The sequence below is a fragment of the Streptomyces sp. P3 genome, assembly GCF_003032475.1.
In the GTDB taxonomy this organism is placed as follows: domain Bacteria; phylum Actinomycetota; class Actinomycetes; order Streptomycetales; family Streptomycetaceae; genus Streptomyces.
Genome location: NZ_CP028369.1, coordinates 2,212,235 through 2,226,387 on the forward strand (window position 1 = coordinate 2,212,235; position 14,153 = coordinate 2,226,387).

Annotated in this window: 11 protein-coding genes; 6 read left to right on the forward strand and 5 right to left on the reverse strand. The window is 72.1% G+C overall.

The genetic code is table 11. From position 1 onward, the window contains the following. The first annotated feature begins 145 nt into the window (after positions 1-145). Complete coding sequence (locus C6376_RS09930; RefSeq protein WP_107443089.1) at positions 146-1,126, forward strand: NAD(P)H-quinone oxidoreductase; 981 nt, start codon at positions 146-148, stop codon at positions 1,124-1,126. 112 nt (positions 1,127-1,238) lie between these two features. Here C6376_RS09930 and C6376_RS09935 read toward each other — a convergent pair whose 3' ends face one another. Next, positions 1,239-1,724 (reverse strand): hypothetical protein, encoded by a 486-nt coding sequence (locus tag C6376_RS09935; protein WP_107443090.1) that lies wholly within the window; start codon positions 1,722-1,724, stop codon positions 1,239-1,241. A gap of 500 nt (positions 1,725-2,224) precedes the next feature. Between C6376_RS09935 and C6376_RS09940 the strand changes: the two genes are divergently transcribed. Beyond that, positions 2,225-2,770: a bacterial proteasome activator family protein gene (locus C6376_RS09940; RefSeq protein WP_057578052.1), complete on the forward strand. Its 546-nt coding sequence runs from the start codon at positions 2,225-2,227 to the stop codon at positions 2,768-2,770. A gap of 95 nt (positions 2,771-2,865) precedes the next feature. On the opposite strand, the gene C6376_RS09945 is transcribed toward C6376_RS09940, so the two are convergent. After that, complete coding sequence (locus C6376_RS09945; protein ID WP_107443091.1) at positions 2,866-4,491, reverse strand: protein kinase; 1,626 nt, start codon at positions 4,489-4,491, stop codon at positions 2,866-2,868. A gap of 354 nt (positions 4,492-4,845) precedes the next feature. Between C6376_RS09945 and C6376_RS09950 the strand changes: the two genes are divergently transcribed. Then, positions 4,846-6,429 carry a protein kinase gene (locus C6376_RS09950; RefSeq protein WP_107443092.1) on the forward strand — a complete coding sequence of 528 codons (1,584 nt, stop codon included), beginning with the start codon at positions 4,846-4,848 and terminating at the stop codon, positions 6,427-6,429. Positions 6,430-6,593: 164 nt separating this feature from the next. Here C6376_RS09950 and C6376_RS09955 read toward each other — a convergent pair whose 3' ends face one another. After that, positions 6,594-7,643: a phosphotransferase gene (locus C6376_RS09955; protein WP_107443093.1), complete on the reverse strand. Its 1,050-nt coding sequence runs from the start codon at positions 7,641-7,643 to the stop codon at positions 6,594-6,596. A 558-nt stretch (positions 7,644-8,201) separates the two neighbouring features. On the opposite strand from C6376_RS09955, the gene pdhA reads away from it, so the two are divergent. The 3 genes from pdhA to C6376_RS09970 are packed head-to-tail and all read left to right on the forward strand — an operon-like array spanning position 8,202 to position 11,923. Beyond that, a complete protein-coding gene (gene pdhA, locus C6376_RS09960; RefSeq protein ID WP_107443094.1) occupies positions 8,202-9,425 on the forward strand; it encodes a pyruvate dehydrogenase (acetyl-transferring) E1 component subunit alpha in 1,224 nt (407 codons plus the stop codon). A gap of 1 nt (position 9,426) precedes the next feature. Continuing rightward, a complete protein-coding gene (locus tag C6376_RS09965) occupies positions 9,427-10,419 on the forward strand; it encodes an alpha-ketoacid dehydrogenase subunit beta (protein ID WP_107443095.1) in 993 nt (330 codons plus the stop codon). A 10-nt stretch (positions 10,420-10,429) separates the two neighbouring features. Next, positions 10,430-11,923 carry a dihydrolipoamide acetyltransferase family protein gene (locus C6376_RS09970; RefSeq protein ID WP_107443096.1) on the forward strand — a complete coding sequence of 498 codons (1,494 nt, stop codon included), beginning with the start codon at positions 10,430-10,432 and terminating at the stop codon, positions 11,921-11,923. 114 nt (positions 11,924-12,037) lie between these two features. Here the strand turns inward: C6376_RS09970 and C6376_RS09975 are convergent, their stop codons facing one another. Both C6376_RS09975 and C6376_RS09980 read right to left on the reverse strand, forming a co-directional pair. Further along, positions 12,038-13,285, reverse strand: a complete 1,248-nt coding sequence (locus C6376_RS09975) for a nitrate/nitrite transporter (protein WP_107443097.1) — start codon at positions 13,283-13,285, stop codon at positions 12,038-12,040. Positions 13,286-13,365: 80 nt separating this feature from the next. Beyond that, a complete protein-coding gene (locus tag C6376_RS09980) occupies positions 13,366-14,067 on the reverse strand; it encodes a GntR family transcriptional regulator (RefSeq protein ID WP_107448870.1) in 702 nt (233 codons plus the stop codon). Positions 14,068-14,153 lie beyond the last annotated feature (86 nt).

The window sequence follows — 14,153 nt, forward strand, 5'->3', positions numbered from 1 at the left end:
TCCGCGTACTCGGCTACGCATGGGGAGACCTTTACCTTCGCCGGAACTCATCGGTGATCGCACGTGGGTTTTCGCCCGCGCCCCTCTCCGCGGGCCCGCGGACCATGTTCGGAGGAGGGGAAGTGGGGAGGAGTAGCGTCGCCCCATGCATGCGATCACGATTCCCGAACCCGGTGGTCCCGAGGCGCTGGTCTGGGACGAGGTCCCCGATCCCGTACCCGGGGAGGGCGAGGTCCTGGTCGAGGTGGTGGCCAGCGCCGTCAACCGGGCCGACATCCTGCAGCGGCAGGGCTTCTACGACCCGCCGCCCGGGGCATCCCGCCACCCCGGCCTGGAGTGCTCGGGCAGGATCGCCGCCCTGGGCCCGGGGGTGTCCGGCTGGAACGTCGGCGACGAGGTGTGCGCGCTGCTCGCGGGCGGCGGGTACGCGCAGCGGGTCGCCGTGCCGGCCGGTCAGCTGCTGCCCGTGCCGCAGGGCGTCGACCTGCGCCGGGCCGCCGCGCTCCCCGAGGTCACCAGCACCGTCTGGTCGAACGTCTTCATGATCGCTCACCTGCGGCCGGGCGAGACGCTGCTGGTGCACGGCGGGTCCAGCGGCATCGGCACCATGGCGATCCAGCTGGCCAAGGCCGTCGGCGCGAAGGTGGCCGTCACCGCGGGGACCGCCGAGAAGCTGGACCGGTGCGCCGAGCTGGGCGCCGACATCCTGATCGACTACCGCGAGCAGGACTTCGTCGCCGAGCTGAAGAAGGCCACCGACGGCGCCGGCGCCGACGTCATCCTCGACAACATGGGCGCGAAGTACCTGGACCGCAACGTGCGGGCCCTCGCCGTCAACGGCAGGCTCGCGATCATCGGGATGCAGGGCGGCGTCAAGGCGGAACTGAACATCGGCATGCTCCTCGCGAAGCGGGCCGCGGTCAGCGCGACCTCGCTGCGGGCCCGGCCGCTGGAGGAGAAGGCCGCCATCGTGGCCGCCGTGCGCGAGCACGTCTGGCCGCTGCTCGCGAGCGGCCACGTACGCCCGGTCGTCGACCGCGAACTGCCGATGAGTGAGGCGGCAGCCGCCCACCGAGTCGTCGAGGAGAGCGGCCATGTCGGCAAGGTGCTGCTGATCACCCCATGAGGGCCCCCGAGAGCCCCCGGACCTCCTGAGGACCCCGGGACCCCGGGACCCGTGAGGACGTTCCGGCGACGCCTCGAGGGCCACCCGGGGCGGCCTGCCCGCGGCGCCGGCGCTACCCGCGCCGCAGACGCAGCGCCGCGAGGGCCAGGGCGATGCCCAGGCCGATGAGGACGAGGCCGCTGCCCAGCGGCAGGATCTGCAGCACGGGACCGTCGGCCCGCTCCCCCTGGGCGGCCGCCTGCCGGACGTCGTCCCGCGGCGTGCCCGGGGTCGCGGGAGCGGAGGCTTTCGGCGGCGCGGACGCGGCGGTGTCGTCGTCGGGATCGCCGTCCCCGGCCTCGGTGTCGCCGTCGCCGGCTTCGTCCGGTTCGTCGGGCAGCGCGCCCACGCCGGACGCGTCGTCCGCCGCGTCGGTCTCGTCGGCCGTCCGCCCGGGCCGCTGCCGGCCTTCGCCCGCCCGGCTGCCCGCCCGTTCCGGTTCACGGGCGGAGGGGGACGCGGACGGGCCGACGGGCCGCGGTGCGACGAAGTGCGCGGGGGCGGCCGCGTACGGCGCGCCGCCGCCCGGCAGCAGCAGGAGCGCACCCGCCAGGGCCACCGCCCCCGTCGCCGCAGGCCTCCGCGCGAGCGCGGCCGTGCGCCTCGCCCGCTTCCGTACGCGCGTCTCAGCGCGCCCTCGATCGCCGGTACGCGTCGCGCCCGACGTCCGCTGCCATGGAGTCACGTCAGTGACCCCCTCCCAGTACCCGGTCGCCGAGAGGAGACCTTGGGCGTGTTTCGAGAGTCCCGTCTGCCGGGCGGCGTCCGGCACGCGCTCTCCCGGAGGGGGATCCCCAGCCGCGTTGTCGGGATCGCCCCGATACGACCAGTAACGGGGCGAGCCTCCGCCTTGCGATCGCACGCACCGGACGCTGCCCGGCCTGCCTTTCGGGCAGGCGACACCACTTTCGAAACACGCCCTATTTGCCAAGATAAGGACGCGACAAGCCTCACATTCGTCAAATGGAACCGCATTCCGGATTCCGCCGAACGGGAACGGCGGGCGACTGTCGCGGGGGCAGGAACATGGCGGTGCGGAGCGTGCGCGAGAATGGCGGCATGGAGATGTCGAGGAACGAAAGGTCGCCGGAGAACGCCCAGAAGATCCTGGTCGTCGGCCAGGACGGCATGGCGCTGGGCGGCATCGACGCCGACGAGGACTCCCGTGAGATCCCGGTGACGGAGCAGGTCGAGCAGCCCGCGAAGGTGATGCGCATCGGCAGCATGATCAAGCAACTGCTCGAGGAGGTGCGCGCGGCTCCTCTCGACGAGGCGAGCCGGGCCCGGCTGAAGGAGATCCACTCGAGCTCGGTGAAGGAGCTGGAGGACGGCCTGGCGCCGGAACTGGTCGAGGAACTGGAGCGGCTCTCTCTGCCTTTCAACGAGGAGTCGACCCCGAGCGACGCGGAGCTGCGCATCGCGCAGGCCCAGTTGGTCGGCTGGCTCGAGGGCCTCTTCCACGGCATCCAGACCACCCTCTTCGCGCAGCAGATGGCCGCGCGTGCCCAACTCGAGCAGATGCGCCGCGCCCTGCCGCCGGGCGTCGGCCACGAGGGCGGCGACGACCCGCGCGCGGGCGGCCGCACCGGCGGACCGTACCTGTAGAGCCCGACCCCACCCGAACCGACCCGACGAGGAGTGGGGCCCGGCGTCCAGGACGCCGGGCCCCACTCCTCGTGCTGCTGCCTCGGACCGTTGCGTCAGGAAGCCGGGTTGCCCGTGGACACCTTCAGCTCGATCTCGGGCATGTCCGCCGGGTCGACGTCCGTCCCGGCGGACGGGAACTGGTCCATGACCGCCCCGGCGCCGTACGTGTTCTCGTCCATGTTCGTGACCTTGATTTTCCAGCCGGCGGCCTGGAAGCACTCCTTGACCGAGCCGATGTACTTGAACCTGAAGTTCGGGACCTGGATCTTGTCGGGGTCGTTGTACGACTCCTTCGGCTCGGAGCACTCCGTCGCATCGATCGTCTTGGTGGGGTCCGGTGCGCGGTAGCCCGCTGCCTTGGTCGCCGAGGGCGAGGCGCTGCTCCTGCCGCCCTTGGCGCCGTTGCCGTCCCCGTTCGTGGCGAGGCTGCCCATGAGGCCGCCGACCGCCACCACGGCGACCACGGCCGAGCAGATCAACACCGCCCTGCTCCGGCGGGCGCTGCTCTGGGCCACCGCGGTCGACGCCTGCGGGCTCAGGTGGTACCCGGGCGGGGTGGGCGCATGCTGGTGGTTGTACGCCGGCGCCGGCGTCTGATAGCCGCCCTGCTGCGGGTAGCCGTAGGAGGGCGACGGCGTCGGGGTGCCGTACGGGTTGGGGTTCGGCGCGGGCTGGTAGGGCGTCTGGACGTTTCCCTGGGGTGCCGGGGTGCCCTGGCCGACCGGCGGGAACACCGCGGAGCCGACGCCCGCGCCGCTCGCCGTCTGCGCGCCCGGGACGATGCTCGGCGGGGCCGGCTGGAAGGACGCGGCGACGCGCAGGCACTCGTCGCGCATGGCGACCGCGGTCGGAAAACGCTCGTTCGGGTTCTTCTTCAGCGCGCGCGCGACGAGTGCGTCGACGGCCGGCGGCAGCGCCCGGTTGATCGACGAGGGAGCCACCGGCTCCTCCTGCACGTGCGCGTACGCGATCGCAAGCGGTGAATCCGCCTCGAACGGCAGTCTTCCGGTGACCAGTTGGAACAGCATGATGCCGACCGAGTAGAGGTCGGACCGGGCGTCCACGCCACGCCCCAGGGCCTGTTCGGGCGAGAGGTACTGCGGAGTGCCCACCACCATGCCGGTCTGCGTCATCGAGGTGACGCCGGACTGCATCGCGCGTGCGATGCCGAAGTCCATCACCTTGACCACGCCGCGCTTGGTCATCATCACGTTGCCGGGTTTGATGTCGCGGTGGACCAGCCCCATCTCGTGGCTGATCTCCAGGGCCGCCAGCACGTCCGCGGTGATCTTCAGCGCCTTGTCGGCGGGCATCGCGCCCTGCCGTCGCACGTCCTCGTCGAGCACCGAGCCGAGCGGGCGGCCCTCGACGTACTCCATGACGATGTACGGGGTCGTCAGCCCGTCGACCTCGTCCTCTCCGGTGTCGAAGACGGAGACGATGTTGGTGTGCGTGAGCTTGGCCACGGCCTGGGCCTCGCGGCGGAACCGCTCGCGGAAGGCCTGCTCACGGCCCAGCTCGGTATGCAGGGTCTTGACCGCGACCTGCCGGTCGAGCACGGAGTCGTAGGCGAGGTGCACCGAGGCCATGCCGCCCTCGCCGAGCAGGTCGCGCAGCTGATAGCGGCCGGCGGCGAGCGCCCGCCCCGCGTACCGGCCTTGCCCGCCGTCGTGGCTCATCTTCTGCGTCCCCCGTAGGCCTTCGGCACCGTTGACTGCCGTTGATCCAAAGTGCTATTCCCGGCCAAGTCTGCCGCAGGGCACCGACACGTCAAGTTCGGTGCCCGTTCCGTGACCCTAGGAGGAAGAAGCGTCGCGGAAGCGTTACAGCCGCCGTACGGCAGGTACACAGGATTTGCACGTCGGCACGGGGTGGGGGTTGCATGACCCGTCCGTCCCGGACCCGCGCCCGGGCACGTCCGGGTCGTCATCATGGCGATCGTCCCGGACCGGAGGATTGCGCGGAGGCTGTAGCGTGGCCGACGGAGACCGTGACAACACCGCGCGCACCGCGGGCAGAAACGACGGCGAGGACTGATGGCACAGCAGCGCGCTCAGGGCCCGTCCGACCCCGAGGCGACTGGCGGCGGTATGTCAGATGCGCCGGAGAACTGGGGCAACGGAGGGCTCGTCGGAGACGGCCGGTACCGGCTGACCCGCAGACTCGGCCGGGGCGGCATGGCCGAGGTGTTCGCAGCCGAGGACGTGCGTCTCGGACGCACCGTCGCGGTCAAGCTGCTGCGCGCCGATCTGGCCGAGGACCCGGTGTCCAAGGCCCGCTTCACGCGTGAGGCCCAGTCGGTGGCCGGTCTCAACCACCATGCGATCGTCGCCGTGTACGACTCCGGCGAGGACTTCGTGGGCGGCCAGAGCGTGCCGTACATCGTGATGGAGATCGTCGAGGGACGCACCATTCGCGACCTCCTCCTCAACGCCGAGGCACCCGGGCCCGAGCAGGCCCTGATCATCACCTCCGGCGTGCTCGAGGCGCTCGCCTACTCGCACCAGCACGGCATCGTGCACCGTGACATCAAGCCGGCGAACGTGATCATCACGCACAACGGCGCGGTCAAGGTGATGGACTTCGGCATCGCGCGCGCCCTGCACGGTGCGTCCACGACGATGACGCAGACCGGCATGGTCATGGGCACCCCGCAGTACCTCTCCCCGGAGCAGGCGCTCGGCAAGGCCGTCGACCACCGTTCCGACCTGTACGCGACGGGCTGCCTGCTGTACGAACTGCTCGCGCTGCGTCCCCCCTTCACCGGTGAGACGCCGCTGTCGGTGGTCTACCAGCATGTCCAGGACATCCCGGTGCCGCCGTCGCAGACCTCGGGCGGGGAGTGCCCGCCGGAACTCGACGGGCTCGTCATGCGTTCTCTGGCGAAGGACCCCGACGACCGTTTCCAGACGGCGGAGGAGATGCGCGGCCTCGTCCAGTACGGGCTGCAGATGCTGTACGACCAGGGCGGTCACACCGGCACCTGGAACACCGGGCCCGTGGGCGTCGCCGACGGCCGCGGCACGCCCCCCGGCGGTTACGCGAGCACCACCGTGCTGCCGCACGGCGCGGACGGCTCCAGCACCTCGCAGATCCCGCAGCCGATCCTGCCCACCGGTTACGGCGGCGGCGACGACGGCGGCTTCGAGGGCCACGGCAACAAGGGCAGCGGCCGCGGCAAGCTGTGGATCCTCGCAGTCTTCGCGGTGATCGCCATTGCCGCGGGCGTCGCGCTCGCCCTGAACAACAAGGTGGGCGACAAGGACGGCGGCGGGACCCGCCCGTCGCCCTCGGCCTCGCCGACCGCCTCGGACGTCTCGCCGAGCGCGGAGCCGAGCCAGGAGGAGACCGAAACGTCCACGGGCGACAGCACGGACGACGGCACGGGATCCAACGACAACCACAACTACTCGCCGTCGTACACGCCGTCGCGCTCGCCGTCCTCCTCGCCGTCCCAGTCCGCCACGGGCGAGCCGACGGACGGCGAGACGGCCACCCAGCCGTCGGACAAGCCGTCCGACACGGAGACCGACCCGAGCCCCCCGGCCTCGGAGGACCCGACGGGCGGCGCGGACCAGGGCAACACCACGCTCGGGGGCGCAGGCCTCCCCAACTGAGCGACACCGGGCCGCCCGGCCCCGCGGATGCCGCCACGGTTCCCTGCGGGTGCCGGCCCGCCCGCGTCGTGTCTGCCACGCACACGTGAGCCCGTGAAAGGGCTCCACGCGCGCGTGCTCGTCCGGCGCGGGGCGGTGGTCCGTGGGCGCCGCCGGTGTCCCGGTCAGCCGGTGAACGCGCCGCAGACCGCGTCGTACTCCCGGGTCCACCAGACGGCCAGCGCGGAGGCGGCAGGGAACTGCGGGTCCGCGCGCGTGTCGTCGCGCTCGTAGTGCCAGCGCAGCATCCAGAAGTCGTTGAGCCGCTCCCACCACACGCGATGCACGGCCGCCGCGAGTTCACAGGGTGCGGCGCCGGCCGTGCGCCGGTACGCGCGTGCGTACGCCCTCGCCTTCGGCAGGTCGAGTGTGCCGTCGGGCCGGACGAAGAAGATCGCGGCGGCGCGGACGGCCTCCTCCGCGCGGGGCTGCACGCCGAGCCGGTCCCAGTCGACGATGGCGGCGGGCGCGTCTCCGCGGTAGAGCAGGTTGAAGGGGTGGAAGTCCCCGTGCACCCAGCCGACCGGCCCCGTGTGCGGCGGCCGCCGGTCCGCGTGCCGTTCCAGCAGTGTGCGGCGCTCCAGGAGGCGGTGGCGGGCGAGTTCGTCGAAGGCGTCGGCGGGGCGTCGGCGGCGCACGCGCGCGAGGAGGTCGTCGATGAGGACGAAGGTGTCCGCGGGGTCAGCGCTCGGCTGGGCGGACGTCTGGGGACCGCGTGCCGGAGCGCGTTGCGCGGCGCAAGGAGTGCGCTCCGGCTCGCGCGCCGTGCGCATCACGTGCTCCAGGCTGGCGTGCACCACCCCCAGCAGCGCCCCCAGACGGCCGCACTGGCCTGCGGTGAGCTGGGCGCCGTTGCGGTGCCGGCCCTCGACCCAGGGGTGCAGGGCGTAGACGCGGCCGCCGACGACGGCGACCGTGCGTCCGTCGTGTGCGGACAGCGGGGGAGCGACCGGGACGCCGAGGTCGGCCAGCCGCTCGGTGGCCCGGTGCTGACGGGCGACGGAGACGGGGTCGGCGGTGTCGGGGTCGAAATGGTGCTTGAGGAAATAGCGGCCGCGGGTGGTGCGCAGCCGGTATCCGCGGTTGAGCAGGCCTTCGTCAACGGGTTCGCAGGCGAGCGCCGTACCGGCGGCGTACCGACGGAGCAGGGCGCTCAAAGGGGGCGCGTGGGGCATGGACGGTGGTACACAGGAGCGCGGCACGCGCCCGATGCTAGGGCACGGAGCGAGGCCGTGAGCTGGGCGTTGTCGCAGACAGTCACGGAACGTCACCTGATGTCAACACGTGTCAGAGTTGGTCGTCGGTGATCGCGTCGGGCCGCCCGCGGGTGGCGTCCGGCGGTCTTCGGCGGCGCCCTGAAGAGCCCCGCGGGGCCCGTACCGCCACCCGGTCTCACATACTGACTCTTCCCGTGGCCTGGGTGGCCGGGTTAACGTGCCGTTGCTCCGGCCTCCTGCAAGGCTGTGACCAGGCTCCTTCCCGACTTTGCCGATTTACTTGGAAATCCAAGCAAAAACGCAGGTCAGGAGGGGTTTCACAAGTATGTGGAGCACTGGGTAACGTGATGACTGCAGGGCGCTCGCCGGGGCACCTGTCACGCCTGTTCCGGCCGAGCGGCACCCACCCCGTGCACGGGTGTCGGAACAGGTGAGCCGCTCCCCCAGGCTCCTGAAGAGCCGGGGGACCCCCAGCCACCCGGCAACCCCGGGGGCCGGAACGACGGAGGAGCACACGTGACCGTGGAGAGCACTGCCGCGCGCAAGCCGCGACGCAGCGCCGGAAGCAAGGCCGGCACCACCGGCACCGGGCGCACCACCCGCGCAGGCGCCGGCAAGAGCGCCGAGCCCGAGCTCGTGCAGCTCCTGACGCCGGAGGGCAAGCGGGTCAAGAACGCGAAGAACGCCGAGTTCGCCCAGTACGTCGCCGGCGTCACCCCCGAAGACCTCCGCGGCCTGTACCGCGACATGGTGCTCACCCGTCGCTTCGACGCCGAGGCCACCTCCCTGCAGCGGCAGGGCGAGCTCGGCCTGTGGGCGTCGCTGCTCGGCCAGGAGGCCGCCCAGATCGGCTCCGGCCGGGCCCTGCGCGACGACGACTACGTCTTCCCGACCTACCGCGAGCACGGCGTCGCCTGGTGCCGCGGCGTCGACCCGACCAACCTGCTCGGCATGTTCCGCGGCGTGAACAACGGCGGCTGGGACCCCAACAGCAACAACTTCCACCTCTACACGATCGTCATCGGCTCCCAGACGCTGCACGCGACCGGGTACGCGATGGGCGTCGCCAAGGACGGCGCGGACAGCGCGGTGATCGCCTACTTCGGCGACGGCGCCTCCAGCCAGGGCGACGTGGCGGAGTCCTTCACCTTCTCCGCCGTCTACAACGCGCCGGTCGTGTTCTTCTGCCAGAACAACCAGTGGGCGATCTCCGAGCCCACCGAGAAGCAGACCCGCGTCCCGCTCTACCAGCGCGCGCAGGGCTACGGCTTCCCGGGCGTCCGCGTCGACGGCAACGACGTCCTCGCCTGCCTCGCGGTCACCAGGTGGGCGCTGGAGCGCGCCCGCAACGGCGAGGGCCCCACCCTCGTCGAGGCGTACACGTACCGCATGGGCGCGCACACCACCTCCGACGACCCCACCAAGTACCGGGCCGACGAGGAGCGCGAGTCCTGGGAGGCGAAGGACCCGATCCTGCGCCTGCGCCGCCACCTCGAGGCGTCGAACCACACGGACGAGGGATTCTTCGCGGAACTCGAGGCCGAGAGCGAGGCGTTGGGAAGGCGAGTGCGCGAAGCGGTCCGCGCCATGCCGGACCCGGACCACTTCGCCATCTTCGAGAACGTGTACGCGGACGGACATGCGCTCGTCGACGAGGAGCGGGCCCAGTTCGCCGCGTACCAGGAGTCGTTCGCGACGGAGTCCGACAGCGGCTTCGCCGCGGGTACGGGGGGTAACTGACATGGCGGACAACGCGACCACCAAGAACCTGGCCCTGGCCAAGGCGATCAACGAGTCGCTGCGCCGCGCCCTCGAGACGGACCCCAAGGTCCTCGTCATGGGCGAGGACGTCGGCAAGCTCGGCGGCGTCTTCCGCGTCACGGACGGCCTGCAGAAGGACTTCGGCGAGAGCCGCGTCATCGACACCCCGCTCGCCGAGTCGGGCATCGTCGGCACCGCGATCGGCATGGCCCTGCGCGGCTACCGCCCGGTCGTGGAGATCCAGTTCGACGGCTTCGTCTTCCCGGCCTACGACCAGATCGTCACCCAGCTCGCGAAGATGCACGCGCGCTCGCTGGGCAAGGTCAAGATGCCGGTCGTCGTCCGCATCCCCTACGGCGGCGGCATCGGCGCGGTCGAGCACCACTCGGAGTCCCCCGAGGCGCTCTTCGCGCACGTGTCGGGCCTGAAGATCGTCTCCCCGTCCAACGCCTCCGACGCGTACTGGATGATGCAGCAGGCCATCCAGAGCGACGACCCGGTGATCTTCTTCGAGCCGAAGCGGCGCTACTGGGACAAGGGCGAGGTCAACACCGAGGCGATCCCGGGCCCGCTGCACAAGGCCCAGGTCGTCCGCGAGGGCACCGACCTGACACTGGTCGCCTACGGCCCGATGGTGAAGCTCTGCCAGGAGGTCGCCGCCGCGGCCGCCGAGGAGGGCAAGAACCTCGAGGTCCTGGACCTGCGCTCGGTTTCCCCGCTGGACTTCGACTCGATCCAGACGTCGGTGGAGAAGACCCGCCGCCTGGTCGTGGTCCACGAGGCACCGGTGTTCTTCGGATCGGGCGCGGAGATCGCCGCCCGGATCACGGAGCGCTGCTTCTACCACCTGGAGGCGCCGGTCCTGCGGGTCGGCGGCTATCACGCCCCGTACCCGCCGGCGCGCCTGGAGGAGGAGTACCTGCCTGGCCTGGACCGGGTGCTCGACGCCGTCGACCGTGCCCTGGCGTACTGAGGAGAGGGTCGTGACGACGATGACGGAAGCGTCCGTACGCGAGTTCAAGATGCCCGACGTGGGCGAGGGGCTCACCGAGGCCGAGATCCTCAAGTGGTACGTCCAGCCCGGCGACACCGTGACGGACGGACAGGTGGTGTGCGAGGTCGAGACGGCCAAGGCCGCCGTCGAACTGCCCATCCCCTACGACGGGGTGGTGCGCGAGCTGCGCTTCCCCGAGGGCGCCACGGTCGACGTGGGCATGTCGATCATCGCGGTCGACGTGGCGGGCGGGGCGGGCGGCGCCGGAGCGCTCGCCGCCCCGGTTTCCGCCCCGGTCGCCGAGGTGCCGGCGCAGGCCGCCGTGCAGACGCCGGCCGCCCCGGAGAAGCGACCCGAGGCGCCGCCGGCCCCGAAGCCGGCCGGCTCGGGGCGTCAGCCGGTGCTCGTCGGGTACGGCGTGGCCGCGTCCTCCACCAAGCGCCGTCCGCGCAAGGGCCCGGAGATCACGGTCGCGCGCGTCCCGGACACGCTCCAGGCCGAGCTGAACGGCCACGGCGCAGCGCCGGCCGTGAAGGAGCGGCCGCTGGCCAAGCCGCCGGTCCGCAAGCTCGCCAAGGACCTGGGCGTCGACCTCGCCACGGTGGTCCCGTCCGGCCCGGACGGTGTCATCACCCGCGAGGACGTCCACGCCGCGGCGGCCCCGGCGGCTCCCACGGCGCCGGCCGCACCGGCGGCCGAGCCCGCGTCGCCGCAGACGCAGGCCCCGGGCACCGCCCCTGCCACCGTGCCGACGGCCGCGCCCGCGCCGTCGTACGACACGGCTCGGGAGACCCGGATCCCGGTCAAGGGCGTCCGCAGGGCGACGGCGGCGGCGATGGTCGGCTCGGCGTTCACCGCGCCGCACGTCACGGAGTTCGTGACGGTCGACGTGACGCGCACGCTGAAGCTCGTCGAGGAGCTCAAGCAGGACAAGGACCTGCAGGGCCTCAGGGTCAACCCGCTCCTCCTCGTCGCCAGGGCCCTCCTGGTCGCGATCAGGCGCAACCCGGAGATCAACGCCTCGTGGGACGAGGCGGCGCAGGAGATCGTGGTCAAGCACTACGTCAACCTGGGCATCGCGGCCGCCACACCGCGGGGCCTGCTGGTCCCGAACATCAAGGACGCCCACGCCAAGACCCTGCCGCAGCTGGCGGAGTCGCTGGGCGACCTGGTGTCGACGGCGCGGGAGGGGAAGACCTCCCCGGCCGCCATGCAGGGCGGCACGGTGACCATCACCAACGTCGGCGTCTTCGGCGTCGACACCGGCACACCGATCCTGAACCCCGGCGAGTCCGCGATCCTCGCGGTCGGCGCGATCAAGCTCCAGCCGTGGGTCCACAAGGGCAAGGTGAAACCCCGCCAGGTCACGACGCTGGCGCTCAGCTTCGACCACCGCCTGGTCGACGGCGAGCTGGGCTCCAAGGTGCTGGCCGACCTGGCGGCGATCCTGGAGCAGCCGAGGAAACTGATCACCTGGGGCTGAGCGGCCGGTCCCGGCCGAGCGGCCGGTCCGACGCGAGCCGCGCCCCGGACACCCGGGGCGCGGCTGCCCGCGCGACAGCGGCAGGAGGAAAGGGCGGCCGCGCCGTCCTCGGCCTCAGGCCGGCACGTGCACCGTCTCCACCCGGCTCGCCACCAGCCGCTCCCGCTCCCGCCGGTGCGCCCGACCGCGCAGCCGCAGGATCTGGCTGACGCCCAGGGCCTGCAGGACGAAGACGAAGGAGAAGGCGATCCGGTAGTCGTCACCGGTCGCGTCCAGCAGCACGCCGACCGCGAAGAGCGTCGTCATCGAGGCCACGAAGCCGCCCATGTTCGTGATGCCGGACGCGGTGCCCTGCCGCTCGGGCGGGTTCGCGGGGCGCGCGAAGTCGAAGCCGAGCATGGACGCGGGGCCGCACGCGCCGAGCACCGAGCAGAGCACGACGAGCAGCCACATCGGCGCCCGGTCGCCCGGGTAGGCCAGTGTGCTCGCCCACATCAGCGCCGTCGCGCCCACCGTGCCCAGGGCCAGCGGCAGCCGCGCCCCGTGATGCCGGGCGACGATCTGCCCGTACACCAGGCCGACGGCCATGTTGGACAGGACCACCAGCGTGAGGAGTTCGCCGGCCGTCGCCCGCGACAGCCCCTGCGCCCGGACCAGGAACGGCATGCCCCACAGCAGCAGGAAAACCATCGCCGGGAACTGGGTGGTGAAGTGCACCCACAGGCCCAGGCGGGTGCCCGGCTCGCGCCAGGAAGCGGCGATCTGACGGCGCACGTACGCGGCGCCCCGGTGCGGGAAGGGCGCCGGCTCGTGGCCCTCGGGATGGTCCTTCAGGAAGAGCAGCAGAAGGACCAGGACGACCACACCCGCCAGCGAGCTGCCCGCGAAGGCGGCCGTCCAGCCGACGCCGTGCAGCAGGCGGGCCAGCACCAGGGTGGAGACGAGGTTGCCCGCCATCCCCACCAGGCCGGCGAGCTGCGCCACCATCGGTCCTCGGCGCGCCGGGAACCACCTGCTGCCCAGCCGCAGCACACTGATGAACGTCATCGCGTCCCCGCAGCCGAGCAGCGCGCGCGAGGCGAGCGCCGTGCCGTAGGACGGGGAGAAGGCGAAACCGAGTTGGCTGGCCGTGAACAGCAGGGTGCCGATGGCCAGCACCTTCCGCGTGCCGAGCCGGTCGACCAGCAGGCCCACCGGTATCTGCATGCCCGCGTACACGAGGAGCTGGAGGATCGAGAAGGTGGACAGGGCCGAGGCGTTCACCCGGAAGCGGTCGGCGGCGTCGAGGCCGGCCACCCCCAGCGACGTACGGAAGATGACGGCGACGAAGTAGACCGAGACGCCGATGCCCCAGACGGCCATCGCGCGCCGTCCACCCGGGGGCGCCCCCTCCGGGGGAGGGTCACCCGGAAGAGTGGAGTTCGGGCCGCGGGCCTTGGTGCTCATCGGACCTCCCCGCGGGCCAGGTGGGAGAACCAGCCGATGTGCCGGCGCACGATCCGCACGGCCGCGTCGGCGTCGCCGGAGCGCAGCGCCCGGAGCAGTTCCTCGTGTTCGGCGAGGGACTTGGCGATCCGGTCCGGGTGCGAGTGCAGCACGGCGACGCCCATGCGCAACTGGCGGTCGCGGAGCTGGTCGTAGAGCCGCGACAGGATCTCGTTGCCGCCGCTGCGGACGATCTCGGCGTGGAAACAACGGTCCGTCGTGGCGGCCGCGGCAAGGTCGCCCGTCGCCGTCTGCTCCCTCTGTCTCTCGAGCAGTTCCTCCAGGCGCTCGATCAGCCCGGCCGGCGCGGGCACCGCCTTGCGCGCCGCGTGCTCCTCCACCAGCAGCCGGGTCTCCACCACGTCCGCGATCTCCTGCGCGGAGACCGGCAGCACCAGGGCCCCCTTCTTTGGGTAGAGCTTGATCAGCCCCTCCACCTCCAGACGCAGCAGCGCCTCCCGCACCGGAGTGCGCGAGACGCCCACGGCCTCGGCCAGTTCCCCCTCGGTGAGAAGGGCGCCGCCCTGGTAACGGCGGTTCAGGACACCCTGTTTGACGTGCGCGTACACGCGGTCGGCGGCGGGCGGCTGCTTGACGGGGGCGGGAGCGGGAGCGTTGGAGGGAGCGAAGAGGGAGGCGGGCGGAGCGGTGGACTGCATGGCCACAGGATAGATACAACACGTACGCAACGGGGGGCCGGTCCAGGATGCGGACCCTGGAGCGCGGGACCCGGCGGGTATCGGTC